Below are 25,667 nucleotides of genomic sequence, written 5' to 3'. Positions count from 1 at the left end.
GACGCGCACGTGAATTTAATTCTTGAGGTTAAGCACCTGGAGGATAGCTGCACTTTGCAGATCAGGCTCACCGTCGAACTTTTCCGGCCGGTAATGCATCTGGAATGCTGCCAGAACATGGCGGGTGGCAACATCCCATTGTCCCGTCTGTGGAGTTGGATAGCCCAGTAAAGCCAGTTGCTGCTGGAACCATGAGGCGGTTGGCACAAGCCCCATCATCTGCGACTGACGCTGCTCCACCCGCTGTTCGTCTGGCCAGACACCCAAGCCTGCCTGCGCCAGGCGCTTCCATGGGAACAGCGGACCGGGGTCGAGTTTACGCAGTGGCGCGATGTCGCTGTGACCGATGATGTGGCGCGGCTCGATGTGATTGCGTTGAACGATGTCTTTGAGCAGCACGATCAGCGCCTGAACCTGCGCTTCACTGTAGGGATACCAAAGCCTGCCGGTGGGGGTATCCGTGAAACCTGGATTGACGATTTCGATACCGATGGAGCTTGAATTGAGCCAGGTTCGACCTTCCCACTCGCTTTCTCCGGCGTGCCAGGCGCGCTGACTTTCGTCTACCAGCTTGTAGATCGTGGCTGGGCCGTCACCAATGAGGTAGTGGCTGCTGACCTCACCATGGGTCAACAACTGCAACGAACGCTCCAGCGATGCGGAGGTGTAATGAACCACCACGAACTGCGCGCGGTTGTCGAAATTAACGGAGGGATGACTGGTGTCGAGCTTCGGGCCACTGGCACAAGCAGTCAGCAAAAGGAGCAATAGAGCGGAGCAGAACAGCTTCATATCAAGACGGAACACGTAGGCGAGTAATGCAATAGCATAACGTAAGCTCCGCGAGCTGCTCAAAGAAAGGCCAAAACTGAAACATCCGCTTACTTCTTCGCCAGCTTGATCAGCCCTGCTCCAAGCGATTACGGCCTTCACGTTTGGCACGGTAGAGCGCTTCGTCGGCGCGCTTGAGTACCAGATCGCTTCGTTCGCCGGCCTTGAACGTTGTGATGCCCATCGAGACCGTAATAGTCACCGGCTCACCTTTGAAGTGAAAAGGACACTGCTCGATGGTCGAGCGCAAACGCTCCAGCAATATGAGCCCGTCCGCCAGTGCGGTATCAGGCAACAGAAAGACAAATTCCTCGCCACCAAAGCGCGCGATGAAGTCGTTGGGCCGCAGACGCCTTTTGAGCTGAGCGGCAATAATTTTCAACACCTTGTCGCCGGCCAGATGCCCGTAGCCGTCATTGATACGCTTGAAGTGATCCAGATCGAGAATCCCCAACAGCAGGCTGGCGCCGCTCTTTTGAAGTTGCTTGATCTCAAGCTCCAGACGCTCGTTCCACGCGGCGCGGTTGGGTAACCTCGTCAGCGTGTCGATCAGCGCTTTTTGCCGCTGTTCTTCCAGGTGAACACGAAAGCCCTGCGCTTCCTGCTCCATTGTCGCCACCCGACCGACCAGCGATTGCAGCTTGCTGGCAACTTCCTGCTCACGCTCATCGCGTTCTTTCTGGTGTTGATCCATGGCACCGATCAACCCTTCGAGCCGGCTTTCCAGCACGCTTTTCAGGCTGTCGAGATCGGCGGCGTCCTGGACGCTGGTTTGCAATCCACCGACGTGCTCGCGCAACTGCTCGTTCAATTGGCGAGAAGCGGACTGGGTGTCGGCGTGATCGGCGCTCGCGGCCTGGAGATTGCTCTGGAAAGACTCTAACCGGTCGTTCAACTGCTTGAGGTAGATCTCAAACTCATGGTGCCCGCTATCGGTAATGGCGAGCATCAAAACGGCGAGATCGTCGAGAAGAGGCAGTAATTCGTACCAGTTAAGTCCGTTTTCCAGGCGCAGTCGCATCGCTTGCGCTTGGGGACGGTGATGTTCTGGCAGCGTCAGGTCATCGAGCAGCCCCAAAAGCGTTTGCTCGATGTGTGCCGCGACCGAACTGTAAGTCGGTTCGGGAGACGCCGGCAAAGCGAAGGAGCTGTCCTCGTCAGATTCAATCGCAGCGTCTTGGGCATCAGCGTCAACTTCATCTGGCGCTACGACTGCTTCGTCTTGAGGCTCGGGCGGGGTGTCTGGGTTGTCCGGGATATCAGTGTGAGACGCGTTTTCAAGAGGCGAATTGGTTTCAGATGAAGTGGGCTCTACAACCTGCGTCGCCGCGGCTTCAAGCGTCTCTGGTAGCTCTTCTGGCAACGCGACGGCTTCGACGGCGGTCAGCGCGGGCGCGTCCAGTACCAGTTTTTCAGGGTCGTGATCGGCAGCGGGAACAGGCGTCGGCGGTTGCTCCAACTGTGAATCTGCCGCCTGCGGCGCAGGTTCGGGCTCACCAGTCACGATAGTTGCCGCCTGCTCCTGAACACGCGTTTGCGCGGGGGCCTCATTGGTCCACTGGATTTGCGCTGGCCCGACATCCTCTTCGGGTTCTGGCTCTGCGGCGTCTCGCCCACCAAATAGCCGTTGTAAAAAGCCGGGGCGCGTCGCCAGTTCAGGGTGCTCAACCAGCGCCAGAGCCTGACCTTGCAAACCGCTGAGTTCCCCCAACAAAAGCGGCAGTTCGCGGGCCTGATTTACTCGATCTTCAAGGCCTTTGGCGAAACGCTTCAGGGGTTTGCTTACTTCCTTGGGTAACGGCAACGCCTGAAGTTGCGTCACCAGTGAGGTCAACGCCGCGCCCATCTGCTCCACGCGCTGTTCACGCCGCTGCTCGGAATCGAGCACCGCTTTTTCAAGACGAGGTATCAGCGCAGCCAACCCTGCGTCCATGTCGTCGGTGCGCACCACTTCGCGCATTTCTTTCATGCACAGATCGACCGCCTTGTCCGCCCCCTCGGCGGCTAGGCTGGTACGCACCAAGCCACGGCGCAGCAAGTCGAGGCGCGCGTTCCAGCGGCGCTCCAACTTGTCTTGCTGATCAATGCTCTTGAGGTACTTTTCTTTCCAGCGTTGTGCTTCGTCGCTCATTCCACAGGTCCCGGAGGAGATCAGCTTGTTATCGGCAGGGAGTCCCCAATTAATGAGGCTGGCAAGCGAATCTCCACCGCGACCGGCAGATGATCAGAGATGGGATGAGCCAGCACCTGGACTTTCTCAAGTGTCAGGGTCGGGCTCAGCAGGATGTGGTCCAGGCAGCGCTGAGGGCGCCAGCTTGGGAATGTCGCTTCGATCTGAGGCGCCAGCAGACCCAAATCGCGCAGCGGCGACAATTCGAGCAGGTCGGAGGCGTGGGTGTTCATATCGCCCATCAACACTTGATGACGATAACCGCCGATCAGCTCGCGGATGTAGGTCAATTGCCGGGTGCGCGTGCGAGCGCCCAGTGCCAGGTGCATCACCACGATGACCAATGCGTCAGGGCCTTCGCCGAAGCGAACCAGAATTGCTCCACGCCCAGACGGCCCGGGCAGCGGATGATCTTCGATTTCCCACGGCTTGAGCCGACTGAGCACACCATTGCTGTGCTGGCCGAAGCGGCCGAGGTTGCGATTTAGTTGCTGATGCCAATACGGAAAGGACCCGAGTTGGGCGAGGTGCTCGACCTGATTGACGTAACCGGATCTGAGGCTGCCGCCATCGGCCTCCTGCAGGGCGACAAAGTCGTAGTCGCCTAGCAGGTTGCCGATCTTTTGCAGATTCCCGGCGCGACCATTGTGCGGCAGCAGATGCTGCCAGCCGCGGGTCAGGTAGTGGCGATAACGCTCAGTACTGATTCCCACCTGAATGTTGAAACTGAGTAAACGGAGCCGACCGTCAGCCGGCAGCCCCGTTTCCTGCAGATGGCGTTCGTTGACCTTCGCCGAAGGCCGGCCAACGATGCGTTCAGTACTTCCCCAGCGCGCCATGACGAGGCCGCTTACTTGGCGGCCATCGCCGCACGTTCTTTGGCGATGAGCTGATCGGCGACCTGCAGGGTTTGCTCTGGACCGCCGGCACTGCCTAGGTCGAAGCGGTATTTGCCGTTGACGATCATGGTCGGTACGCCAGTGATTTCGTATTTCTTGGCCAACTCTTTGTATTGGGCGATCTTGCCCTTCACAGCGAACGAGTTGAAGGTTTCGAGGAATTTGGTCTTGTCGACGCCCTGAGTGGCGACGAATTCAGCCATGTCGTTCGGGTCGGTCAGACGCTTGCCGCCTTTCTGGATGGCTTCGAAGACAGCGGCGTGAACCTTGTGCTCGACGCCCATGGTGTCGAGGGTAATGAACAATTGACCGTGTGCATCCCACGGGCCACCGAACATGGCAGGAACGCGGACGAAATGAACGTCGGCAGGGAGTTTTTCAACCCATGGATTGATGGTGGGTTCAAAGGCGTAGCAATGTGGGCAGCCGTACCAGAACATTTCGACGACTTCGATTTTTCCTGGCTCGGAAACGGGAACGGCGCTCTTTAACTCGACATACTGTTTGCCAGCTTCGATGGGCTCTGCGGCCTGGGCGGACAAACCAAACAAACTGGTAACAACCAGAGCGGCGCTGAGGATCAGATTACGCATGCTTAACTCCTGGGCATGAAAAGTCGCCTCGACGCGACCGAATTAGGACCGGGCGTGGAGACGTGAGTTCGCAAGTGTAACGCCTGCGGCCAGAAAAAAGGGCAGCTGTTCGCCACCCTTTTTGCCCCGCCGCAGCAGGATTCATTAACGCATATGTCAGAGCACGCAAAGTCGCCTCGCGCCTTAATCCGCCCTTAATGCAGGCCTTGGATATAAGCCGACAATGCGTCGATATCCTTGTTGCTCAACTTCGCTGCGATGCTGCGCATGACCATGGTGTCGCCGTCATTGGTGCGCTCGCCTTCGCGGAAGGCCGTGAGTTGTTTTTTGATGTAATCGGCGTGCTGACCGCCAAGGTGCGGAAAGCCCGCTGCGGCATTGCCAGCGCCGTTTGGCGAATGGCATCCGGTACAGGCTGGCAGGCCCTGATCGAGCTTACCGCCGCGGAATAGTTCTTCGCCGCGCGCTACCAGTTTGGCATCGGCGGCGCCGACGCTGCCTTTCTGGCTGGAGAAGTAAGCCGCCATGTCCGCCAGATCCTGATCATTGAGGTTATTGAGCAGTCCGGTCATTTCCAGGACGACGCGTTTGCCATCCTTGATTTCATGGAGCTGCTTGAGCAGATAACGTTGACCCTGTCCCGCCAGTTTTGGAAAGTTCGGTGCCATGCTATTCCCGTCGGGTCCGTGGCAGGCACCACACACCGCTGTTTTCGCCTGGCCTGCGGCGGGGTCACCGACTACCACATCAGCGGCGTGGGCAGCGCCGCAAAGGCCCAGCATCAACAGCAGACTCACGAATAGTTTGTTCATCGGCTAATCCAATACGGCTAAAAGTGAAATGAATAGCGGGCCTACTCTTTCATCCTGCGGATGATGGCTCGGTAGTCCTCGCTACTGTGGTCCCTGCACAGTCCACGCGGCAACATTCACGTAAACATGGGCTGACCACTTGTTGTTGTGTCTACTTGCTGTGCGTAAGTCTAGGCGGCTGGGGCGGGTTGTCACCCCGCCGAAGTGTATACTCGCCCCACTTAAACGGAAATGAACCACCTTGCCGCCCTCGAGCAGGCAACTTCCCCACCGGAAATCTCATGCAACTCAAGAATCCCATCCTCGGCCTGTGCCAACAGTCCAAGTTCATGCTCAGCGCCGCCAAAGTCGATCAGTGCCCCGACGACGAAGGTTTTGAGGTCGCGTTTGCCGGTCGTTCGAACGCGGGCAAATCCAGCGCTCTCAACACCCTGACCCACGCCAGCCTGGCCCGTACCTCTAAAACGCCAGGTCGCACGCAACTGTTGAACTTCTTCAGTCTGGACGACGATCGACGTCTGGTCGACCTGCCGGGCTACGGTTATGCAAAAGTTCCGATTCCCCTCAAGCTCCACTGGCAGCGTCACCTGGAAGCCTATCTGGGCAGCCGCGAAAGTCTGAAGGGCTTGATCCTGATGATGGACATTCGCCACCCGATGACTGACTTCGATCTGCTGATGCTCGACTGGGCGATTGCCAGCCAGATGCCGATGCACATCCTGCTGACCAAGGCCGACAAGTTGACCTTCGGCGCAGCCAAAAACGTGCTGCTCAAAGTGCAGGCCGAGATTCGCAAGGGCTGGGGTGACGCAGTCTCCATCCAACTGTTCTCGGCGCCCAAGCGTCTGGGACTGGAAGAGGCCTACACCGTGTTGGCTGACTGGATGGAACTGGAAGACAAAGCGCCTGCCGAGTAAATCGCAGGCAAAAAAAACCCCGGACTTCATGTGGGGAGGGGAAGTTCGGGGTGTAAGTCCAGACCACTAGGGAAAGGTCCGGATATCTGCCAACACTTAACACAACATAGGAGCTGAATGGCTACGTCAGCCATTCGCTAGCTCTGACAAGGATTTGGCGGCGGAAGTTCAAAACCGGTTGGAAATTAGTGCCGTACCGCCGCCTGTAGGAGCCAACTGTAGGCGAGAGGTCCATGCGGTGTACCGGAAGACGCCTCGCGAACAAGTTCGCTCCTACAGGAGGGCATGCGCGTTAAGTCAGACTCAATGCGCTTCGTCCCAGTTATTCCCCACGCCCACTTCCACCAGCAACGGCACGTCCAGCTCGGCAGCGCCGCTCATGTGCACGCGGATTTCCTGGCTGATCTGATCGACCAGATCCTCTCGCACTTCCAATACCAATTCGTCGTGCACCTGCAGGATCACGCGGGCATCCAGCCCTGAACTGTCCAGCCACCCATTTACCGCCACCATCGCGCGCTTGATGATATCCGCCGCCGTGCCTTGCATCGGAGCGTTGATCGCCATGCGCTCGGCACCTTTGCGCAAAGCCTGGTTCTTGGCGTTGATGTCTGGCAAGTACAGCCGGCGACCGAAGATAGTTTCGACAAAACCCTGCTCTGCCGCCTGGGCACGCGTTCGCTCCATGTACTCAAGCACGCCAGGGTAACGCGCGAAATAACGGTCCACGTACGCTTGTGATTGCTTGCGATCGACACCGATCTGCTTGGCCAGGCCAAACGCGCTCATGCCGTAGATCAAACCGAAGTTGATCGCCTTGGCGCTGCGGCGCATGTCAGTGGTGACACCTTCCAGCTCGACGCCAAACACTTCTGCCGCCGTCGCCCTGTGTACGTCCAGGTCGTTACGGAAGGCATGTAACAAACCTTCGTCTTTTGCCAGATGCGCCATGATCCGCAGTTCGATTTGCGAATAGTCCGCTGCCAGCAGTTTGTAGCCCTTGGGCGCAACGAACGCCTGGCGGATACGCCGACCTTCTGCCGTGCGGATCGGGATGTTCTGCAGATTCGGATCACTGGAAGACAAGCGACCTGTAACCGCGACAGCCTGGTGGTAGGAGGTGTGAACACGGTTGGTACGCGGGTTGATCTGCTCCGGCAAACGGTCGGTGTATGTGCTTTTCAGCTTGCTCATCGAGCGGTACTGCATCAGCACTTTAGGCAGCGGGAAATCCTGCTCGGCCAGTTCCTGCAAAACCGCCTCGGCAGTGGACGCCTGACCGGTGGCAGTCTTGCTGATGATCGGCATGCCGAGCTTTTCGTACAGGATCACGCCCAACTGCTTAGGCGAGCCTAGGTTGAATTCTTCGCCAGCGATGGCAAAAGCTTCACGCTCAAGCTCGGTCATCTTGTTGCCCAGCTCGACGCTCTGAATACCCAGCAGCTTGGCGTCGACATAAGCACCCTGACGCTCGATCCGCGCGAGTACCGGCATCAGTGGCATCTCAATATCGTTCAGCACCGGCGCCAGCGTTGGAATAGCGGCTAGCTTGGCTTGCAGTGTTTCGTGCAGGCGCAGCGTCAGGTCAACCTCTTCGGCCGCGTAAATCCCTGCCTGCTCCAGCGCGATCTGATCAAAACTCAGCTGCTTGGAGCCTTTGCCAGCGATGTCCTGGAAATTCACTGGCGTGTGGTTCAGATACTTGGCAACAAGACTGTCGCGGTCGTGACGGGTGGCGGTGGAATCGAGGACGTAGGACTCAAGCATGGTGTCGAACTTGACGCCCTGTACGTTGATGCCTTGGGCCTGGTCGCCGTCGATAGCGCAGTTGGCGAGCAGGTTGATCGCGAACTTTGCATGCTGGCCGACTTTGATTTTGGCCGCATCTTCGAGCATCGGCTTGACCGCTTTAAGCACCGCGTCACGATCCAGTTGCTGCGGCACGCCCATGTAGGAGTGGGTCAGCGGGATGTAGGCAGCTTCGTGGGTCTGGATGGCGAAGGAAATTCCGACAATCTGCGCCCGTTGCGCGTCAGTGCCATTGCTCTGCACCACGAAGGCGAACAGCTTGGCGGCTTCCAGTTTCTTCAGCCAATCGTCAAATTGGGTCTGCTCGAGGATCAGTTCGTACTTCGCCTCGATGACCGGGGCCTGCTCCTCAACGACGATTTCCTTGCCAGCCTGCCTGGCGTCACGTTGCAGGTCTTCAATCCAGCTTTTGAATTCCAGCTCGGTGTACAGCTCCATCAGCGCGTCGCGATCAGGTTCGCCGCAGTGCAGGGCGTCCAGTTCGATGTCCAGCGGGACGTCGATCTTGATCGTCGCAAGCTGGTAGGAGAGGAAAGCCATTTCCCGGTGTTCTTCCAACTTGGCAGCGAGGGATTTAGCCCCTCGCAGGGTCAGCGTTGCGACCTTGTCCAGGTTCTCGTACAGCTCCTTCAGACCGCCGTTGATACCGGTCAACAAACCTGCGGCGGTTTTCTCACCCACGCCAGGAACACCGGGGATATTGTCGACTTTGTCACCCATCAGCGCGAGATAATCGATGATGTGCTCAGGGCCGACGCCAAACTTCTCCTTTACGCCAGCCACGTCCAGCACGCTACCGGTCATCGTATTGACCAGCGTAATGTGCCCGTCGACCAACTGCGCCATGTCCTTGTCGCCCGTGGAAATCACCACCGGCCGATCCGCCGCCGCGCTACTGCGGGCCAGGGTGCCAATCACGTCGTCCGCTTCTACGCCTTCGACGCACAGCAGCGGGTAGCCCAGGCCTTTCACGCACGCATGCAGCAAATCGACCTGCACCCGCATGTCATCGGGCATGCTCGGGCGATTGGCTTTGTATTCGGCGAACATTTCGTCGCGAAACGTCCCGCCCTTGGCATCAAACACCACGGCAAACGGGCTTTCGGGGTATTGACGACGCAGGCTTTTGAGCATGTTCAACACGCCTTTCACGGCGCCGGTCGGCAGGCCTTTGGACGTAGCGAGCGGCGGCAGCGCGTGAAAAGCGCGGTACAGATAAGAAGAACCGTCCACCAGGACGAGGGGGGCTTGGCTCATGGGCAGAATCAACCTTTTCGGCGGGTCTGGCGCTAGAATGCGCGGACCGTTGACGACAAAGGAGCAAGGTTATCATGCGCAGGATGAATCGCCTGTTGCTGGCAAGCCTCTTGTGGGTTTGCCCGATGATCGCGATGGCTGCCGATGATGAAGCACCCTCGGCTGAGCCCGACGTCACGATTCGCCAGGACGGCGACAAGTTTATTCAGGAATACCGCGTGAACGGCTTTCTGTATGCGGTCAAGATTACGCCCAAGCACGGTAAACCTTATTTTCTGTTGCGCGCCGACGGTACAAGCGCGCAATTCATCCGGTCTGACCAGCCGGACATGCTGATTCCCCAGTGGGAAATTTTCAGCTGGTAACGTCCTACATTCACTTATTTGGCAGTCCTCTATGTCGGTTTTTACTCCCCTGGCTCGGCCCGAGCTGGAAGCTTTTCTGGCCCCCTACGGGCTCGGTCACCTGCGTGACTTTCAGGGCATTGCCGCCGGAAGTGAAAACACCAACTTCTTTATCAGCATGGAGCAGGGTGAGTTCGTCCTGACCTTGGTCGAGCGTGGTCCGGTGCAGGAAATGCCGTTCTTCATCGAACTGCTGGACGTGCTGCACGACGCTGATCTGCCGGTTCCGTACGCCCTGCGTACCACCGACGGACAAGCGTTGCGCGAGCTGAAAGGTAAACCGGCTCTGCTGCAGCCACGCTTGCCGGGCAAGCATCCGACCACCCCGAACACCCAGCATTGCGTGCAGATCGGCGAGCTGATGGGCCGTATGCATCTGGCAACCCGGGTCAATGTGCTGGAACGCAAAACTGATCGTGGGCTGAACTGGATGCTGGAGGAGGGGGCGAATTTCATCTCCCATCTGGACGATGTTCAGGGCGCGCTGCTGAAATCGGCCGTCGATGAGATCACACAGCATCAGTCCAAGATCATGGCCTTGCCCCGCGCCAACCTGCACGCCGACCTGTTCCGCGACAACACGCTGTTCGAGGGCACCCACCTGACCGGTGTGATCGACTTCTATAACGCCTGCTCCGGACCGATGCTGTATGACGTGGCGATTGCAGTGAACGACTGGGCCTCCCACGAAGACGGCACCATCGACGCACCTCGCGGCCGGGCATTGCTGGGGGCGTACGCGGGGTTGCGTCCATTCACGGCGGCAGAGGCAGAGCTATGGCCAACGATGCTGCGTATCGGTTGCGTACGGTTCTGGCTGTCTCGTTTGATAGCGGCCGAGACGTTCGCCGGACAGGATGTGCTTATCCACGACCCGATGGAGTTCCAGAAACGGCTGGAACAGCGCCAGGAGACGCATATTCCGTTGCCGTTTGCGTTGTAGCAACGACGGCCCCCTGTAGGAGCGCGCTTGCCCGCGATTGCGTTAGATCACTGAACGTTTACTTATCTGATCCACCGTAATTGCGGGCAAGCGCGCTCCTACAACAGCAGCGGCGTTACAAACTCTCCAGACAACCTGCCAAGTCATCTCCGAGCTTCGTCAGCAACTGCTCGTATCCCTGAGCCGTCGCGGGGGTGTAGCCGCCCAGACCATCGAGTTCCGCAAGCTTCACCGGCAACCCCGCGCTCAAGGTTTCTGCCAAACGTGGCCGCAGCGGTGGCTCACTGAACACACAAGTCTTACCGAAAGCGGCTAACCGCTTGCGCATCTCAGCGACATGCTGCGCCCCAGGCTGCACTTCACCGCTTACGGTAAATACGCCCGCATGCTCCAGCCCATAGGCTTCTTCGAAATAATCGAACGCCTCGTGGAACACAAAATATTTCTTATCAGCGATGCCAGCCACGCGAGCTTTGATCTTCGCGTCAGTGGCATCCAGTCGCTCATCGAAGGCTTTGACGTTGCTCTGGTAGCGTGCAGCGTTGGCCGGGTCAGCTGCGCTCAGGTCAGCCGCCATCTTGGCGGCAATCACTCGCGCATTGGCCGATGACAACCACAGATGGGCATCAAGACTGCCGGGGCGATGATCGTGATCATGCTCGTCTGCATCGTCGTCATCATGGGCCGCGCCTGCAGTGAAGTGGCGCAAATGCATACCCGGCAAGGACTCGACAGGAATGGATGGCTGATTCCGGCCCTCGAGTACGCGTGGCAGGAAAGTCTCCATGTCCGGGCCTATCCAATACAGCAGATCGGCATCCTTTACCCGCCGTACGTCGGAAGGCCGCAGCGCGTAGTTATGTGGCGATGCTCCCGGTGGCAGCAGCACTTCCGGGACCGCGATACCTTCCTGCACGGCAGCGGCAATCAACTGTAGAGGCTTGATGCTGGTCAGCACGCGAACGTCAGCCTGAGCGTTGGAAATATTTAGAAATCCAAGGAAGGATGCGACAAAAATCAAAAAAAGTCGGGACACGGTGACCACTCATGAGGGCAGGAACGGGTAACATAATAACGTCTCTCACAAAAGTCGTCGCCGCCCATGCCTAAAACACCGTTGGCCAGTCGCCCCCACGATCACTCTCACTGCGTGCATTCGGCCCTTACCGAAGCCGACACGCTGTGCGCTGGCAAGGGCCTGCGCCTGACCGCCTTGCGTCGTCGCGTGCTGGAGCTGGTCTGGCAAAGCCATAAACCGTTGGGCGCCTACGACATCCTTGCTGTGCTCAGCGAAGAAGACGGCCGCCGCGCTGCGCCGCCTACCGTTTACCGCGCGCTGGATTTCCTTCTGGAAAACGGTTTGGTGCATCGCATTGCCTCGCTCAATGCCTTCGCCGGCTGTAATCACCCCACTCACGCGCATCAGGGCCAGTTCCTGATCTGCCGCGAATGCCATGCCGCCATTGAGCTGCAGCATCCGGTCATCAGCGACGCAATAATCAACGCCGCCAAGGAAGTCGGCTTCGCCGTTGAAACTCAGACCGTTGAAGTGGTCGGAATTTGCACTGGTTGCAAGGCCGCTTGATGAGCGATGCGCTGATCCGCCTGAATGATGTCGTCGTGACCCGCGCTGGACAGAGCGTGCTGGAGAACATCCAGTTAAGCGTCCGACCAAATGAAATCGTTACGCTGATCGGACCTAACGGCGCGGGCAAGACAACACTGGTGCGTGCGGTACTGGGTTTGCTCAAGCCTGACTCGGGCAGCGTCTGGCGCAAACCCAAGCTGCGTGTCGGCTACATGCCGCAAAAACTGCACATCGACGCGACGCTGCCGTTATCGGTACTGCGTTTTCTGCGTCTGGTGCCGGGTGTCAGCCGCCCCACCGCGCTGGCGGCATTGGCTGAGGTAGGCGCAGAGAAAGTCATCGATAGCCCGTTGCAGGGCATCTCCGGCGGCGAGATGCAGCGCGTGCTGTTGGCGCGTGCGCTGCTGCGCAAGCCGGAACTGCTGGTGCTTGACGAGCCGGTGCAAGGCGTTGACGTCGCAGGGCAGGCCGATCTTTACGCGCTGATCACCCAATTGCGCGACCGCCACCAATGCGGCGTACTGATGGTGTCCCACGACTTGCATCTGGTCATGAGCACCACCGATCAAGTGGTCTGCCTCAATCGCCACGTCTGCTGCTCTGGCCATCCTGAGCAGGTGAGCAATGACCCGGCCTTCGTCGAGCTGTTCGGCCAGCACGCGCCAAGCCTGGCGATCTATCACCATCATCACGACCACGCCCACGATCTGCACGGCGAAGTGTGCGCAGCAACGCCCGCCCAAGCCCAGGATCACACCCACGACCACCCACATGGAGATGGCTGCAAGCATGGCTGATTTTCTTCTGTACGCCTTGCTCGCAGGCCTTGCGTTGGCGGTGGTAGCGGGCCCGTTGGGCTCGTTTGTGGTGTGGCGGCGCATGGCCTACTTCGGGGACACGCTCTCCCATGCAGCGCTGCTAGGCGTAGCGATGGGCTTTCTGCTGGACGTAAGCCCGGCCATTGCCGTGACCGTCGGTTGTCTGTTGCTCGCTGTCTTGCTGGTCACTTTGCAACAGCGTCAGCCTCTGGCATCTGACACGCTGCTGGGGATTCTCGCGCCGAGCACGCTATCGTTAGGCTTGGTGGCGCTGAGCTTCATGCGTGATGTGCGCATTGATCTCATGGGCTATCTGTTTGGCGACCTGCTGGCGATCAGTCCGACCGATCTGGCCTGGATTCTCGGTGGCAGCGCAGCGGTGCTGGTTCTTATTACTGCGCTGTGGCGGCCATTGCTGGCGATTACCGTGCACGAAGAGCTGGCAACGGTCGAAGGCCTACCCGTCGCCGCGCTACGCATGACCCTGATGCTGTTGATTGCCGTGGTGATCGCGGTTGCGATGAAAATCGTCGGCGTGTTGCTGATCACGTCGCTATTGATCATTCCAGCGGCTGCGGCACAGCGTCACGCTCGTTCGCCCGAACAAATGGCCTTCGGCGCCAGCCTTATCGGCATCATTGCGGTCTGTGGCGGGCTGGCGATGTCGTGGTTCAAAGACACGCCCGCAGGCCCGTCGATCGTGGTCTCGGCGGCTGCACTGTTCCTGCTGAGTTTCGTTTTGCCCAAGCGGTAGAACCTTGTGCTGGAAGAACAGTCATACTCGGCAATAATAAGTGGCGGCAATGTGCAATTACCGTTGTCCCGTCGCCATGCAGTGATCCGTTATTTTCGGTGCAAGGTACTTATGTGTAGACTTGCTCGTTTTTTGCGCAAATAGAGAATCGCAGGAATGAAGCCGTACGCATCCCGTTATCTGCTGCTTGCTGCATTTACCATTCTGTTGGCAGCCTGCCAAACCAAGCCCGTCGAGGCGCCCGCTCCGGTTGCGCCGCCTGACGAATATCAACAGCTGGAAAAAAACATCGCCAGCAGCGAGCTGGCAACCGCCGAGGACCAACTGGCGGCCCTGCAAACCAAGGCGCCGGATGATCCGCGTCTGGAACAGTATCAGCGTGAGCTGGCCGAGGCGTACCTGAGCCGCAGCCAGATCGTGCTGCAGAAAGGCGACGTCAATGCCGCTGCCACTGCACTGAGCCGTGCTCGCGCCCTGATGCCCAAAGCACCTGCACTGACCAGTGGCGTGAACGGTGCCATCGCCCATGCCCGTAAAGCCGAGCTTGAGAAAGCAGAAGCGGAGCTCAAAGCAGCAGAAGCCAAACGAATTGCGAAAGTGATCGATCCTTCGGCCGAAAGCACGACGGTTGCATTGAAGCTTGGCGATATGAAGCAACTGCGTCGTCAGCTGAACGATATCGCTGCGGACACCACCGCATTCAATTGCGAAGTCGTGCTGCAAGTACCCCGTGTTGATGATTACCCATGGTTGGCAACGCTGATCCACAAGCGCGTGACCAAGATCAATCCGGACTTCGAGCTTCAGCTTCGTCGTGAGATTGAAAAGGGCGAGCCCGCTCAGGTCATTCTGAAACCCGCCCAGCTCTGATCTGAAGCCAACAAAAAAAGGCGCTGCCGTCATGGGCAGCGCCTTTTTTGATTTTGACGACAACCCTGTAGGAGCGAATTTATTCGCGAGCCGGTGTATCTGAAACACCGCGATCAATGCTCGCCAACAAGTTGGCTCCTACAGGGAGAACAGCAAGTATCTTAAGCCGGAACAGCCTTGGCCTTAGGCTCGCGCGCCCAGACCCGGTGCTGCTTCATCGCGTCGAAGAATGCATCGAGTGACTTGCTGTCCGACACTGCCAACAGACCAGCATCTTCCTCAAGACGCAGCAGCGTGATCAGCTCCTTGGCGTCAGCGCTGAACGAGATGGCCTTCAAGTGCTTGTAAGCTTCCAGCACATAGTGAAGCGCCACGCCGTCGCCGCTCAACGCTTTGATTGACGCCGCGCCACCGGGAATGAACACCGCATCGAAAGCTACCGATGGCAGGCCTTCCTGGGATGCGTCCACTGGCAGCGATTTGCCGCCAGCAGTCTTCACCGGTGCGGAAGTCGGGCCGAGCACCTTGGCGTGTGCGCCTTGAGCTTCGACTGCGGCTTTCATGGCAGCAACCGCTTTGTCGTCCACACCGTCCGCTACAAGGATCGCTACTTTGCGCGACGAGATGTCGGCAGGCAGCAGGTTCGCCTGGCTCAGCAACGGCGAGTTATCCACAGTCGCTTTGGTTGCCTTGCGCACAGGAACGGTGCCGGCCTTCGGTGCTGGCAGGCCAAGATTGGTGGCCACGCGGGAAGCCAGTTCCAGGTCGATGTTCGCCAGAATCTCGTTCACCTGACGCTCGCGGATGTACTCACGCTCCACCTTACCCAACTCGAAGCTGTATGCCGCGATGATGTGCTCTTTCTCGTGGTGCGCCATGCTGTTGAAGAACAGCGTGGCCTGGGAGAAGTGATCGCCAAACGACTCACTGCGTTCACGGACCTTGTGCGCTTCGACACGCTCAGGATAGGTCTCGAAACCGCCATCAATTGGAGCCGATGGCGTTTCTTTCGGCCAGCCGCCATCAATCGAGTTCGGCTCGTAAGAAGCGCGACCCTTATCGATAGTGGTGCGATGTTGAGCATCACGCTGGTTGCTGTGATTTGGCGCAACCGGGCGGTTAACCGGGATTTCGTGGAAGTTCGGCCCACCCAGACGGCTGATCTGCGTATCGGTGTACGAGAACAGACGGCCCTGCAGCAACGGGTCGTTCGAAAAGTCGATACCTGGCACGACGTGGCCCGGGCAAAACGCAACCTGCTCGGTTTCAGCAAAGTAGTTGTCCACGTTGCGGTTGAGCACCATTTTGCCCAGCGGCGTCACAGGCACTAGCTCTTCGGGGATGATCTTGGTCGGATCCAGCAGGTCGAAATCGAAGTTGTGCTCGTCTTCTTCAGCCACCAATTGAACGCCCAATTCCCATTCCGGGTAGTCGCCCATCTCGATGGACTCGGACAGATCGCGACGGTGGAAGTCGGTGTCCTTACCAGCCAGCTTTTGCGCCTCGTCCCACACCAGCGAGCAGGTGCCGTACTTTGGCTTCCAGTGGAACTTGGCGAAGGTGGATTTACCTTCGGCGTTGATCAGGCGGAACGTGTGGATACCAAAACCCTGCATGCTGCGCAGGCTTTTCGGGATCGCCCGGTCAGACATGGTCCACAGCACCATGTGCGCGGATTCAGGCACCAGCGATACAAAGTCCCAGAACGTGTCGTGGGCCGAACCTCCGGTAGGGATTTCGTTGTGCGGCTCAGGTTTTACCGCATGCACGAAATCTGGAAATTTGATGGCGTCCTGGATAAAGAACACCGGCATGTTGTTGCCGACCAGGTCGTAGTTGCCTTCGTCGGTGTAGAACTTCACCGCGAAACCACGCACGTCACGCACTGTGTCGCCCGAGCCGCGCGGGCCTTGAACGGTGGAGAAACGCACGAACACCGGGGTTTTCTTGCCCGGATCGCGCAGAAACTCTGCTTTGCTCAATGCGCTGTGGTTTTCGTAGGTCTGGAAGTAACCGTGAGCACCCACTCCGCGGGCATGGACGATGCGCTCCGGAATGCGCTCATGGTCAAAATGCGTGATCTTTTCACGCATGATGAAATCTTCAAGCAGCGACGGGCCGCGGGCGCCGACCTTCAATGTGTTCTGGTTGTCGGAGACTTTTACGCCCTGATTGGTGCGCAGCGCCTGACCGGTTGCGTCAGAGCGAAACTGCTCAAGACTCTCAAGCTTGGCGTTTGTATTGCCCTTGTCCAGCGTGTCAGCACCTGCCAGCTCACTGGTTTTGCCATCGGGGGTATTGGTAGGTTTGTTCGTAGCCATCAGACAGAAACTCCTCGGTTCGGACGGCCCACTTGTATGAAATCGAGTGGGCTCTGTAAGCAAGAATTTCCCCGGAAATGGCACAGGGAAATAACAACGCTTATGTAATGACTGATGAGTGAAATGGCCGTTCCGTGTTTTTTTCTACCTTTGGTCCACCTTTGCATCTGCGCCTAAACCTGCCGCCCTTATTACCGTTCGGCAGATTGGTGATGAAATAAATGCTAAGAACGCTGGGCCCAACCCTGGCAGGACAGGCTAAAATGCGCGCCCGGTTTATCCAGCCAAGGGGACAGTAACCAGAAATGGCATCGCCCCAGCAGCCGACGAGTGTCCTGCCCGTCGGCTGATTCTTACCGCGCCCCCACAAGGTTCGCTACGTGATCGAGTTTCATAACGTCCATAAAACCTATCGGGTCGCCGGCAGGGAAATTCCCGCCCTGCACCCGACCTCCCTGCGCGTCGAAAACGGCCAGGTATTCGGCCTGATCGGCCATTCTGGCGCAGGCAAAAGCACCTTGTTGCGCCTGATCAATCGTCTGGAAGCGCCGAGCGGCGGCACCATTCTGGTTGACGACGAAGACGTCACCGCGCTGGACGCCGACGGCTTGCGCCGCTTTCGGCGTCAGGTCGGGATGATCTTTCAGCACTTCAATCTGCTGTCCTCCAAAACCGTGGCCGACAACGTTGCCATGCCGCTGACGCTGGCCGGAGACATGTCCACCGCAGCGATCAATCAGCGAGTGGCCGAGTTGCTGGAGCGGGTGGGTCTGTCCGATCACGCCAAGAAATACCCGTCGCAGTTGTCCGGCGGCCAGAAGCAGCGCGTCGGGATTGCCCGAGCACTGGCAACCAAACCGAAGATTCTGCTCTGCGATGAGGCCACCAGCGCGCTCGACCCGCAGACCACGGCGTCAGTGCTGCAACTGCTGGCCGAGATCAATCGCGAGCTGAAACTGACCATCGTGCTGATCACCCATGAGATGGATGTGATTCGCCGCGTCTGCGATCAAGTGGCGGTGATGGACGCGGGCGTGATCGTCGAGCAGGGCGCTGTGGCCGACGTGTTCCTGCATCCCAAGCACGCAACGACCAAGCGTTTCGTCCAGGAAGACGAGCAGGTCGACGAGAACGAGCAGCGTAATGACTTCGCTCACGTTCAGGGCCGCATCGTGCGTCTGACGTTCCAGGGCGAAGCGACCTACGCGCCGCTGCTGGGCACGGTGGCGCGCGAAACCGGCGTGGACTACAGCATCCTTGCGGGCCGAATCGACCGCATCAAAGACACCCCCTACGGACAACTGACGCTGGCCATTACTGGCGGCGACATGGACGCCGCGTTTGCGCGCTTCACGGCGGCTGACGTTCACATGGAGGTGCTGCGCTGATGGACACTTTCCTCAATCTGTTTTCCAACGTCGACTGGTACGAAATCTGGGTCGCCACCGGTGACACGCTGATCATGCTCGGCGTGTCGCTGGCGTTCACCATATTGCTGGGCTTGCCGCTGGGCGTGCTGATGTTCCTCACCTCGCCGCGCCAGTTGCTGGAGAACAAGCCGCTGTACGCCACGGTCGGCTTGATCGTGAACATGCTCCGCGCACTGCCGTTCATCATTTTGCTGATCGTGATGATGCCGTTGACCGAAGTCATCACCGGCACGTCGCTGGGCATTCTCGGCACGTTGCCGCCTTTGATTGCCGGCGCTACGCCGTTTTTTGCGCGGCTTGTGGAAACCGCACTGCGCGAAGTGGATCGCGGGATCATCGAAGCGACTCAGGCCATGGGCGCAACGACGCGGCAAATCATCGTCAAGGCGCTGTTACCCGAGGCGCGTCCCGGCATTCTCGCGGCGGTTACCGTGACTGCCATTGCGCTGGTTTCCTTCACGGCGATGGCAGGTGCGGTGGGCGCGGGCGGTCTGGGCGATCTGGCTATTCGTTACGGTTACCAGCGCTTCCAGAACGATGTGATGTTTGTGACGGTCGTATTGCTGCTGGTGCTGGTGCAGATCCTGCAAACCGTTGGCGACAAGCTTGTCGCCCACTTCTCACACCGTTAACAGAATTGGCCGATTGCTGATCGGCAGATGCACGCGGTATTTCTGCAGCGTGCATTCAAGGAGTAGACGCATGAAAAAGCTTTTGGCAGCCTTCGCCGCCGTTGTTGCCCTGTCGGCCCACGCCGATGAAACCGTGACCGTCGCGGCTTCCGCCGTGCCTCACGCCGAGATCCTCGAGTTCGTAAAACCGATGCTCGCCAAAGAAGGCGTGTCGCTGAATATCAAAGTCTTCAACGACTACGTTCAGCCCAATGTGCAGGTCGATCAGAAGCGCATGGACGCTAACTTCTTCCAGCATCAGCCGTATCTGGATGAGTTCAACAAGGGTAAAGGGACGACGCTGGTGAGCGTGGGCAAGGTTCACGTCGAACCGTTCGGTGCTTACTCGGACAAGCTCAAAACCCTCGCAGAATTGCCTGACGGCGCGACTATCGCCATGCCAAACGACGCGACTAACGAAGGACGTGCGTTTTTGCTGCTGGCCAAGGCCGGGCTGATCACGCTGAAAGATCCGAGCAACATCCTGTCGACGCCGCGTGATGTGGACCAGAACCCGAAAAACCTGAAATTCCGTGAACTGGAAGCCGCGACATTGCCGCGTGTACTCACCCAAGTTGACATGGCGCTGATCAACACCAACTACGCGCTGGCGGCCAAGCTGGATCCGACCAAGGATGCGCTGGTGATCGAAGGGGCTGAATCGCCATACGCCAACATCCTCGTGACCCGCGAAGACAACAAAGACGCCCCCGCCATCCAGAAACTGGTCGCCGCGCTGCACAGCCCGGAAACCAAAGCGTTCATTCTGGAGAAATACAAAGGCGCGGTCGTTCCAGCTTTTTGATCAATCCCTCTCGGCGAGCGGCTCCACTGTAGGAGCGCGCTTGCCCGCGAAGACTTAGGTGCATTCAACAACATCCCCGCGCTCGACATATCTATCGCGGGCAAGCGCGCTCCTACACCGTCATCTAACAATCTCCTACTTCCTCTCAACCAACCCCGGCAATTGCGCGATCAGCTTTTGGCTGTTCAACGGTGCGCGGATAAAACCTCGCTGTGTACCGTCGGGGCCGAGGAGGGCGAGGTTGCCGCTGTGATCAACGGTGTAGTTGGGCTTGCTGGTATCGGCGGGGATGTACGGAATGCTCACCGCATTGGCGATCTTCTGCAGATCGCTCACCGACGATGCCGTCAGACCCATGAACGTCTTATCGAAATACCCCAAGTAGGTTTTCAATTGCTGCGGTGTATCCCGATTGGGGTCGACGCTCACCAGCACAATCCTCAGTTTGGCCGCTGCTTCTCTGGGCAACTCACTCTTGATCTGGCGCAGCTGGGCGAGGGTGGTAGGGCAGATGTCAGGGCAAAAGGTGTAGCCGAAAAACAGTAGCGTCCATTTGTCTTTCAGCTCATCCATCACCACCGGTTGACCGTCCTGATCGATCATTTTCAGCTCTGGCAAATCGCGACTTTGCGGCAGCAGGATCACCCCTGCATCAATCAGCGCAGTCTGATCGCCCTGGCCTTTGCCAGACAGCACGCGGTTGACCGTCAGGCCCAGAATCAACGCGATGATGGCGACGAGGATGAAAACGGTTTTCTGGGTTCGGGTCATAAATTCAACAACAAGTAGTGGTCTACGAGCAGCGCGATGAACAGCAGGAACAAGTAGTAAATCGAAAACTTGAACGTACTGATCGCGGCATGCGGCCGGGTGCCACGGTACAACACGGCGGCCCAATACAGAAACCTCGCGCCCAGGGCCAGTGCGCACCCCAGGTATAACGTCCCACTCATGTGAATCACGTAGGGCATCAAACTCACGGCCATCAACACCAGCGTGTACAGCACGATGTGGATTTTGGTGTAGTGCTCGCCGTGGGTCACCGGCAGCATCGGGATGTCGGCTTTGGCATACTCGTCCTTGCGATGAATCGCCAGCGCCCAGAAATGCGGCGGGGTCCAGGCGAAGATAATCAGCATCAATAACAGTGGTTCGGCGGTGACATGCCCGGTCACGGCGACCCAACCCAGCAGTGGTGGAGCGGCGCCAGCCAGCCCTCCGATGACGATGTTCTGCGGCGTAGCGCGTTTTAAAAAGCCGGTGTAGATCACGGCATAGCCCAGCAACGAAGCCAGGGTCAGCCATGCCGCCAACATATTGGTGAAGGCCATGAGTAGCGCTTGCCCAATGATTGCGAGTAACCCCGCAAACACCAGAGCGGAAATGGGGGAAACGCGTCCTTCGGCAATCGGCCGCTTATGGGTGCGCGCCATAATTGCATCGATCTTGCGATCCACAACGTGATTGACCACCGCCGCACCGCCTGCACACAGTGCAATGCCCAGATTGCCGAACACCAAGACGTCCCATGCAACACCCGCACGCGTGGCAAGGAACATCCCGACCAGCGAGGTGATCAGCATCAGCACCAGGACCTTGGGTTTGGTCAGTTCAAGATAATCCCGCCCTAGGGCCTGCCCATGGCGGCTGGCAATCAAACTGCTCATCGACTGAATCTCCGTTAATTGCGCCGCCTGTAGGAGCGAACTTGTTCGCGAGACGCCCTGCCTGAAACAACGCGTCGCAACGCTCGCCAACAAGTTGGCTCCTACAGAAACGAGCCGTATCGATCGCATGCCTCTGTAGGAGCGAACTTGTTCGCGAGGCCTCCGGCCTGAAACACCGCGTCGCAACGCTCGCCAACAAGTTGGCTCCTACAGAACTGAGCCATATCGATGACAACGCCCTGTAGGAGCGAACTTGTTCGCGAGGCCTCCTGCCTGACACACCGCGTCGTAACGCTCGCCAACAAGTTGGCTCCTACAGAACCGAGCCATATCGATGACAACGACCTGTAGGAGCGAACTTGTTCGCGATACGTCCGGCCTGAAACACCGCGTCGTAACGCTCGCCAACAAGTTGGCTCCTACAGGTTTGGTGTCATCACCTGTGCGGACCGAGGTGCAGCATCATGTTCGCGTAATGCCACAAGCTCGGCGCGCGTTTGGGGGCGACGACTCGTACCGCGCGCACCCGGTAATTGATCAACGTCATCGTCAGCATCAACGCCGCGCCGCCCGCGTTATGCGCCACGGCCACCCCAAGCGGCAGGTGAAAAACCACATTGCTCAGGCCCAGCGCAATCTGCATTCCTAGCGCCAGCAACAACAATCGCGCCATGCCCCTGAGCCCTTCGAGATTGAGGCGCCAGGCCAGCGCCAACAGCGAAAACGTCACCAGCAGCGCGCCGATACGATGGGTCAAGTGAATGGCCGTTCGCGCATCGCTGTCCAGTTGCCCGCCCAGATAATTCGGACCGATGTGCTGGGTCAGGTGAAAGCCGTTGGCAAAATCGGTGTCGGGCCACCACTGCCCGTGGCACGTCGGTAAATCGACACACGCCATAGCCGCATAATTGGAACTGACCCACCCACCCAGCGCGATCTGCAGCACTACCAATCCCATCCCCACTGCCGCCATCCGACGCAACCGAAGCGACAACTGCGGCAGCGCCTCGAATTGGCCGCTTAAGCGCAGCGTCAGCAGAAACAGCAAACTCAGCGTCATCACGCCGCCCAGCAAATGCGCCGTGACCACCTGCGGCCACAGCTTGAGCGTTACCGTCCACATGCCAAACGCCGCTTGCGCAAACACAACGCCAACAAGCGCCAGGGGCAAACGTACTGGCTGACCTGCGATATGCCGACGATGCCAGGCATGCACGCCCAGCATCATGATCATCAATGACAACCCGCCAGCGAAATAGCGATGGACCATCTCGTTTCGGCCCTTGTGCTCTTCCACCGGAGAATCTGGGAAACGCACCTCGGCGTAGGCCAGTTGCACATCGGTTTTGGGCACGCTGATGAAGCCGTAACACCCCGGCCAATCAGGGCAGCCAAGGCCTGCGTGGGTCAGCCGGGTATAAGCGCCGAGCAGAATGACGACGAGGGCCAACCCAGTGGCCAGCAGCGCAAGACGAAATCCGGGCTTGGTCATCATGACCCCCTATCCGATGTTCGACAGCTTCAACAGCTGACGCATATCGTTGAGCAAATCCTTGCCGTTCACCTCAGCCCCGTAGCGCAGCACAAGGTTGCCGTGGGGGTCGACGATCCAGAGCTGCGGCAGGTCGATGCCCGGCGCGGCGCGTTGATAGCGCTTCATATCCAGCGGATAGCGCTGCAACTGCGGGTATTCGCGGGTCAGCCTGGCGTCGTAATCTGGGCTGAGCGGTTGTGAGGTGGTGATCGCATGGCTGGCGCGCGAAGCATCACGCCCCAGCCCGATCTGAATCTGCCGCGCCAGGTAAACCAGTTGCTGGCAATCGGCGTCGCATTCATTGGGAGCCGTCACCAGCAACTGCCAACGTTTCTCGTCGGACTGGACACCCAGCTCGGCGCGGGTTTCGCCGTTGCCGATCATCTCGCCGTGGAAGCTGCGGTTGTCCGGCACCCAAAACTTGAATTTATACATGCTGGTGGCGAGGATCATCGGCCCGACCGCCACTAACAGCACCAACATCAGCTGCAACCGACCTTTGCTGCGACTCTTGGGCGAGGGGTTTTCAGACGTGCTGGTGGGGCTCATGACCGTTCCCATGGGGGTGCTCCTTTTTCTTATTGTTCCGGCTGCCTTTGGTGTTGTTCCAACCCAGATACAGGTAGAGCCCGACCAGCGCCGCAGACATGGCAAACCACTGCACGGCATAGCCGAGATGTTTTTCCGGGCCCATGGCGACGACTGGCCAATCCAGTCGATACGCCGCCGGGCCTGGTTCCAGACGCAGTTCGTGAGCAAAACCTTCGCGGCCCATGTCGCTCCAAGCCTTCGCCGGATCAAGCGCCGTGATGAGTTTCGGCCAGCTGCCGCTTTGCGCATCGGCGTGCAGCTGGAACGTAGCGCCGGGCGATACGTAAACCCATGTGTCAAGACTCAGCGGTTCAACGGGCGTATCGAAAGCGGGCGGAGTACGTCGGTCGGGCCACGGCAACCAGCCACGATTGACCATCAACCAAAGGCCGCTGACTTGATCGTGAAAGGGCTGGATCAGCTCCACCCCGACCTTACCTTCGCGGGTGCTGTTGTCGAGCAAATAGCTGTGATCGGCATCGAAGGTGCCGCGCAGTTGTACGCGGCGATAAGCAGGATCGACAGTCGTGGGCAGCAGTTCGGCGGACACCGCAGGCGCGGCGCGACGCTCGGCATACGTGGCGAGCATGACGCGCTTTTCTTCGCCACGGCTCAACTGCCAAAACCCCAGCGAGACAAACAACGGCAGCATCGCCAACACCACCAGCGTCGGCGCAATACCGGGCCGGAAGCGCTTCATCAGGCGCCCCGATTTTGCTGACGAGCCACACCTATACTCCGTTGCATAGCGTTTGCTCCTGGAGTTGCCCCCATGCTCAAAGCGGCGATTGTTTTTATGCTGATTGCCACCGTGATCAGCCTGTTTAGCGGCCTGTTCTTTCTGGTCAAGGACGAAGCCTCATCGACCCGCCTGCTCAAAGCCCTGACCGTGAGGGTGTGCTGCGCTGCCATCACCCTGGGGCTGATCACCTACGGGTTTTACAGCGGGGAGCTGGTAACGCATGTGCCGTGGTGATCCAACCCCATCACTGTAGGAGCGCGCTTGCCCGCGATGGCGTCGTATCAGCACCGCTTATGTAGCAGGCACACCGCAATCGCGGGCAAGCGCGCTCCTACAAGGCTTGCTTAAAGCACATAAACGAACACAAACAACCCCACCCACACCACGTCCACAAAATGCCAATACCAGCTCGCGGCCTCGAAGCCGAACTGATGCTCGGCGTCGAAATGCCCGCGCAAAATGCGCATCAGCATCACAAACAAAATGATCGTGCCGATCGTCACGTGCGCGCCGTGAAAACCGGTGAGCATGAAGAACGTCGCGCCATAGATGCCCGAGCCCAAGGTCAGGCCCAGCTCGGTGTAGGCGTGGTGATACTCCTCGACCTGCAGCGTCAGAAAGCTAATGCCCAGCAGGATGGTCAGCGCCAGCCACAACTTCAGCGCGCCACGATGACCCTTCTTCAGGGCGTGATGAGCGATAGTCACGGTGACGCTGGAGCTGACCAGCAGGACCGTGTTGATCAGCGGTAAAACCCACGGATCGATGATCCCTTTGGGCGCAGGAAACAACTTGGGATCCGGTGTGTGCAGCAGCGGCCAGGTGTACTGAAAGTTGGGCCAGAGCATGTGCGCGATGCCCTTTGAGCCCTCACCGCCAAGCCACGGCCCGGCCCAGGTGCGCACATAGAAGAGCGCACCGAAAAACGCCACGAAAAACATCACTTCCGAAAAAATGAACCAGCTCATGCCCCAACGGAACGAGCGATCCATCTGCGCGCTGTACAGTCCTGCGCGGCCCTCTTTGATCACAGTGCTGAACCAGCCAAACATCATGTACGCGACCAAGAGTCCGCCGACCATGAAGATCCAGGGACCATGGGAATCGGGGCGCGCGGCTTTCATGTCGTTAAACCAGGTCGCCAGCCCAAACATCGTAACCAGCATCCCGACCGTGGCGATGATGGGCCATTTGCTCTGCGCCGGAACGTAGTAATGCTCGTGCAGGGGCGTTGCCATTTT

At 58.6% G+C, this 25,667-nt stretch carries 25 protein-coding genes; 11 read left to right on the top strand and 14 right to left on the bottom strand.

The window, feature by feature from the left end:
- Positions 1-15: 15 nt before the first annotated feature.
- From ACWKV9_RS07020 to ACWKV9_RS07000, 5 genes are all read right to left on the bottom strand, one after another.
- The gene (locus tag ACWKV9_RS07020) at positions 16-792 is read right to left on the bottom strand and encodes an N-acetylmuramoyl-L-alanine amidase (RefSeq protein ID WP_483835344.1); all 777 of its coding nucleotides are present in this window, start codon (positions 790-792) and stop codon (positions 16-18) included.
- A 109-nt stretch (positions 793-901) separates the two neighbouring features.
- The gene (locus tag ACWKV9_RS07015; protein ID WP_483835343.1) at positions 902-2,962 is read right to left on the bottom strand and encodes a diguanylate cyclase; all 2,061 of its coding nucleotides are present in this window, start codon (positions 2,960-2,962) and stop codon (positions 902-904) included.
- Between the two features lie 20 nt (positions 2,963-2,982).
- The gene (locus tag ACWKV9_RS07010; protein ID WP_483835342.1) at positions 2,983-3,840 is read right to left on the bottom strand and encodes an endonuclease/exonuclease/phosphatase family protein; all 858 of its coding nucleotides are present in this window, start codon (positions 3,838-3,840) and stop codon (positions 2,983-2,985) included.
- An 11-nt stretch (positions 3,841-3,851) separates the two neighbouring features.
- Entirely contained in the window at positions 3,852-4,493 is a 642-nt protein-coding gene (locus ACWKV9_RS07005) for a thiol:disulfide interchange protein DsbA/DsbL (RefSeq protein WP_483835341.1), read from the bottom strand.
- Between the two features lie 194 nt (positions 4,494-4,687).
- Positions 4,688-5,305 carry a c-type cytochrome gene (locus tag ACWKV9_RS07000; RefSeq protein ID WP_483835340.1) on the bottom strand — a complete coding sequence of 206 codons (618 nt, stop codon included), beginning with the start codon at positions 5,303-5,305 and terminating at the stop codon, positions 4,688-4,690.
- A 281-nt stretch (positions 5,306-5,586) separates the two neighbouring features.
- Between ACWKV9_RS07000 and yihA the strand changes: the two genes are divergently transcribed.
- A complete protein-coding gene (gene yihA / locus ACWKV9_RS06995; protein ID WP_483835339.1) occupies positions 5,587-6,222 on the top strand; it encodes a ribosome biogenesis GTP-binding protein YihA/YsxC in 636 nt (211 codons plus the stop codon).
- A 303-nt stretch (positions 6,223-6,525) separates the two neighbouring features.
- Here yihA and polA read toward each other — a convergent pair whose 3' ends face one another.
- Entirely contained in the window at positions 6,526-9,288 is a 2,763-nt protein-coding gene (gene polA, locus ACWKV9_RS06990) for a DNA polymerase I (protein WP_483835338.1), read from the bottom strand.
- A gap of 74 nt (positions 9,289-9,362) precedes the next feature.
- Here polA and ACWKV9_RS06985 point away from each other — a divergent pair, with 74 nt between their 5' ends.
- Complete coding sequence (locus ACWKV9_RS06985; RefSeq protein ID WP_483835337.1) at positions 9,363-9,653, top strand: DUF2782 domain-containing protein; 291 nt, start codon at positions 9,363-9,365, stop codon at positions 9,651-9,653.
- Positions 9,654-9,684: 31 nt separating this feature from the next.
- The gene (locus ACWKV9_RS06980) at positions 9,685-10,635 is read left to right on the top strand and encodes a homoserine kinase (RefSeq protein ID WP_483835336.1); all 951 of its coding nucleotides are present in this window, start codon (positions 9,685-9,687) and stop codon (positions 10,633-10,635) included.
- A gap of 115 nt (positions 10,636-10,750) precedes the next feature.
- On the opposite strand, the gene ACWKV9_RS06975 is transcribed toward ACWKV9_RS06980, so the two are convergent.
- A complete protein-coding gene (locus ACWKV9_RS06975) occupies positions 10,751-11,671 on the bottom strand; it encodes a zinc ABC transporter substrate-binding protein (RefSeq protein WP_483835335.1) in 921 nt (306 codons plus the stop codon).
- A gap of 66 nt (positions 11,672-11,737) precedes the next feature.
- Here ACWKV9_RS06975 and ACWKV9_RS06970 point away from each other — a divergent pair, with 66 nt between their 5' ends.
- From ACWKV9_RS06970 to ACWKV9_RS06955, 4 genes are all read left to right on the top strand, one after another.
- Positions 11,738-12,220 carry a Fur family transcriptional regulator gene (locus ACWKV9_RS06970; RefSeq protein WP_483835334.1) on the top strand — a complete coding sequence of 161 codons (483 nt, stop codon included), beginning with the start codon at positions 11,738-11,740 and terminating at the stop codon, positions 12,218-12,220.
- The gene (gene znuC, locus ACWKV9_RS06965; RefSeq protein WP_483835333.1) at positions 12,220-13,020 is read left to right on the top strand and encodes a zinc ABC transporter ATP-binding protein ZnuC; all 801 of its coding nucleotides are present in this window, start codon (positions 12,220-12,222) and stop codon (positions 13,018-13,020) included. Before ACWKV9_RS06970 ends, znuC begins: the two co-directional genes overlap by 1 nt.
- Positions 13,013-13,795, top strand: a complete 783-nt coding sequence (gene znuB / locus ACWKV9_RS06960) for a zinc ABC transporter permease subunit ZnuB (RefSeq protein ID WP_483835332.1) — start codon at positions 13,013-13,015, stop codon at positions 13,793-13,795. Before znuC ends, znuB begins: the two co-directional genes overlap by 8 nt.
- A gap of 156 nt (positions 13,796-13,951) precedes the next feature.
- Entirely contained in the window at positions 13,952-14,665 is a 714-nt protein-coding gene (locus ACWKV9_RS06955) for a PA5502 family lipoprotein (protein ID WP_483835331.1), read from the top strand.
- Between the two features lie 161 nt (positions 14,666-14,826).
- Here the strand turns inward: ACWKV9_RS06955 and katE are convergent, their stop codons facing one another.
- Positions 14,827-16,986 carry a catalase HPII gene (katE, locus tag ACWKV9_RS06950; protein WP_483835330.1) on the bottom strand — a complete coding sequence of 720 codons (2,160 nt, stop codon included), beginning with the start codon at positions 16,984-16,986 and terminating at the stop codon, positions 14,827-14,829.
- A 380-nt stretch (positions 16,987-17,366) separates the two neighbouring features.
- On the opposite strand from katE, the gene ACWKV9_RS06945 reads away from it, so the two are divergent.
- The 3 genes from ACWKV9_RS06945 (at position 17,367) to ACWKV9_RS06935 (ending at position 19,892) form a co-directional block, all read left to right on the top strand.
- On the top strand, positions 17,367-18,374 hold the full coding sequence (locus ACWKV9_RS06945; RefSeq protein WP_483835329.1) for a methionine ABC transporter ATP-binding protein: 1,008 nt from the start codon (positions 17,367-17,369) through the stop codon (positions 18,372-18,374).
- The gene (locus ACWKV9_RS06940) at positions 18,374-19,048 is read left to right on the top strand and encodes a methionine ABC transporter permease (protein WP_483835328.1); all 675 of its coding nucleotides are present in this window, start codon (positions 18,374-18,376) and stop codon (positions 19,046-19,048) included. Before ACWKV9_RS06945 ends, ACWKV9_RS06940 begins: the two co-directional genes overlap by 1 nt.
- Positions 19,049-19,118: 70 nt before the next feature.
- Positions 19,119-19,892 carry a MetQ/NlpA family ABC transporter substrate-binding protein gene (locus ACWKV9_RS06935; RefSeq protein WP_483835327.1) on the top strand — a complete coding sequence of 258 codons (774 nt, stop codon included), beginning with the start codon at positions 19,119-19,121 and terminating at the stop codon, positions 19,890-19,892.
- Between the two features lie 135 nt (positions 19,893-20,027).
- Here the strand turns inward: ACWKV9_RS06935 and ACWKV9_RS06930 are convergent, their stop codons facing one another.
- From ACWKV9_RS06930 to ACWKV9_RS06910, 5 genes are all read right to left on the bottom strand, one after another.
- Complete coding sequence (locus tag ACWKV9_RS06930; protein ID WP_483835326.1) at positions 20,028-20,663, bottom strand: SCO family protein; 636 nt, start codon at positions 20,661-20,663, stop codon at positions 20,028-20,030.
- Positions 20,660-21,559: a heme o synthase gene (cyoE, locus tag ACWKV9_RS06925; RefSeq protein ID WP_483835325.1), complete on the bottom strand. Its 900-nt coding sequence runs from the start codon at positions 21,557-21,559 to the stop codon at positions 20,660-20,662. The genes ACWKV9_RS06930 and cyoE overlap by 4 nt, the downstream gene beginning before the upstream one ends.
- 436 nt (positions 21,560-21,995) lie before the next feature.
- Positions 21,996-23,051 carry a COX15/CtaA family protein gene (locus ACWKV9_RS06920; RefSeq protein ID WP_483835400.1) on the bottom strand — a complete coding sequence of 352 codons (1,056 nt, stop codon included), beginning with the start codon at positions 23,049-23,051 and terminating at the stop codon, positions 21,996-21,998.
- Between the two features lie 9 nt (positions 23,052-23,060).
- Positions 23,061-23,654: an Ntn hydrolase family protein gene (locus tag ACWKV9_RS06915; RefSeq protein WP_483835324.1), complete on the bottom strand. Its 594-nt coding sequence runs from the start codon at positions 23,652-23,654 to the stop codon at positions 23,061-23,063.
- Positions 23,620-24,384, bottom strand: coding sequence for an SURF1 family protein (locus tag ACWKV9_RS06910; RefSeq protein WP_483835323.1), 765 nt, complete (start codon positions 24,382-24,384; stop codon positions 23,620-23,622). The genes ACWKV9_RS06915 and ACWKV9_RS06910 overlap by 35 nt, the downstream gene beginning before the upstream one ends.
- Positions 24,385-24,456: 72 nt before the next feature.
- Here ACWKV9_RS06910 and ACWKV9_RS06905 point away from each other — a divergent pair, with 72 nt between their 5' ends.
- Positions 24,457-24,660: a twin transmembrane helix small protein gene (locus ACWKV9_RS06905; RefSeq protein WP_483835322.1), complete on the top strand. Its 204-nt coding sequence runs from the start codon at positions 24,457-24,459 to the stop codon at positions 24,658-24,660.
- Positions 24,661-24,770: 110 nt separating this feature from the next.
- Here ACWKV9_RS06905 and ACWKV9_RS06900 read toward each other — a convergent pair whose 3' ends face one another.
- Positions 24,771-25,664 carry a cytochrome c oxidase subunit 3 gene (locus ACWKV9_RS06900; protein WP_483835321.1) on the bottom strand — a complete coding sequence of 298 codons (894 nt, stop codon included), beginning with the start codon at positions 25,662-25,664 and terminating at the stop codon, positions 24,771-24,773.
- Between the last annotated feature and the right edge of the window lie 3 nt (positions 25,665-25,667).

It is taken from the genome of Pseudomonas corni, assembly GCF_057128765.1.
The sequence above is the reverse complement of the archived record's forward strand: the minus strand, read 5'-3'. Positions and strand labels throughout refer to the sequence as shown.

Excerpts from the sequence above, each read along its gene's own strand:
- ACWKV9_RS06920 (WP_483835400.1), bottom strand. The coding sequence starts at position 23,051 with ATGACCAAGCCCGGATTTCGTCTTGCGCTGCTGGCCACTGGGTTGGCC.
- ACWKV9_RS06905 (WP_483835322.1), top strand. The coding sequence starts at position 24,457 with ATGCTCAAAGCGGCGATTGTTTTTATGCTGATTGCCACCGTGATCAGC.
- yihA (WP_483835339.1), top strand. The coding sequence starts at position 5,587 with ATGCAACTCAAGAATCCCATCCTCGGCCTGTGCCAACAGTCCAAGTTC.
- ACWKV9_RS06980 (WP_483835336.1), top strand. The coding sequence starts at position 9,685 with ATGTCGGTTTTTACTCCCCTGGCTCGGCCCGAGCTGGAAGCTTTTCTG.
- ACWKV9_RS06930 (WP_483835326.1), bottom strand. The coding sequence starts at position 20,663 with ATGACCCGAACCCAGAAAACCGTTTTCATCCTCGTCGCCATCATCGCG.
- ACWKV9_RS06985 (WP_483835337.1), top strand. The coding sequence starts at position 9,363 with ATGCGCAGGATGAATCGCCTGTTGCTGGCAAGCCTCTTGTGGGTTTGC.
- ACWKV9_RS07005 (WP_483835341.1), bottom strand. The coding sequence starts at position 4,493 with ATGCGTAATCTGATCCTCAGCGCCGCTCTGGTTGTTACCAGTTTGTTT.
- ACWKV9_RS07015 (WP_483835343.1), bottom strand. The coding sequence starts at position 2,962 with ATGAGCGACGAAGCACAACGCTGGAAAGAAAAGTACCTCAAGAGCATT.
- ACWKV9_RS07000 (WP_483835340.1), bottom strand. The coding sequence starts at position 5,305 with ATGAACAAACTATTCGTGAGTCTGCTGTTGATGCTGGGCCTTTGCGGC.
- ACWKV9_RS06915 (WP_483835324.1), bottom strand. The coding sequence starts at position 23,654 with ATGGGAACGGTCATGAGCCCCACCAGCACGTCTGAAAACCCCTCGCCC.
- cyoE (WP_483835325.1), bottom strand. The coding sequence starts at position 21,559 with ATGAGCAGTTTGATTGCCAGCCGCCATGGGCAGGCCCTAGGGCGGGAT.
- ACWKV9_RS06900 (WP_483835321.1), bottom strand. The coding sequence starts at position 25,664 with ATGGCAACGCCCCTGCACGAGCATTACTACGTTCCGGCGCAGAGCAAA.
- polA (WP_483835338.1), bottom strand. The coding sequence starts at position 9,288 with ATGAGCCAAGCCCCCCTCGTCCTGGTGGACGGTTCTTCTTATCTGTAC.
- katE (WP_483835330.1), bottom strand. The coding sequence starts at position 16,986 with ATGGCTACGAACAAACCTACCAATACCCCCGATGGCAAAACCAGTGAG.
- ACWKV9_RS07020 (WP_483835344.1), bottom strand. The coding sequence starts at position 792 with ATGAAGCTGTTCTGCTCCGCTCTATTGCTCCTTTTGCTGACTGCTTGT.
- ACWKV9_RS06935 (WP_483835327.1), top strand. The coding sequence starts at position 19,119 with ATGAAAAAGCTTTTGGCAGCCTTCGCCGCCGTTGTTGCCCTGTCGGCC.
- ACWKV9_RS06910 (WP_483835323.1), bottom strand. The coding sequence starts at position 24,384 with ATGAAGCGCTTCCGGCCCGGTATTGCGCCGACGCTGGTGGTGTTGGCG.
- znuB (WP_483835332.1), top strand. The coding sequence starts at position 13,013 with ATGGCTGATTTTCTTCTGTACGCCTTGCTCGCAGGCCTTGCGTTGGCG.
- znuC (WP_483835333.1), top strand. The coding sequence starts at position 12,220 with ATGAGCGATGCGCTGATCCGCCTGAATGATGTCGTCGTGACCCGCGCT.
- ACWKV9_RS06970 (WP_483835334.1), top strand. The coding sequence starts at position 11,738 with ATGCCTAAAACACCGTTGGCCAGTCGCCCCCACGATCACTCTCACTGC.
- ACWKV9_RS06940 (WP_483835328.1), top strand. The coding sequence starts at position 18,374 with ATGGACACTTTCCTCAATCTGTTTTCCAACGTCGACTGGTACGAAATC.
- ACWKV9_RS06955 (WP_483835331.1), top strand. The coding sequence starts at position 13,952 with ATGAAGCCGTACGCATCCCGTTATCTGCTGCTTGCTGCATTTACCATT.
- ACWKV9_RS07010 (WP_483835342.1), bottom strand. The coding sequence starts at position 3,840 with ATGGCGCGCTGGGGAAGTACTGAACGCATCGTTGGCCGGCCTTCGGCG.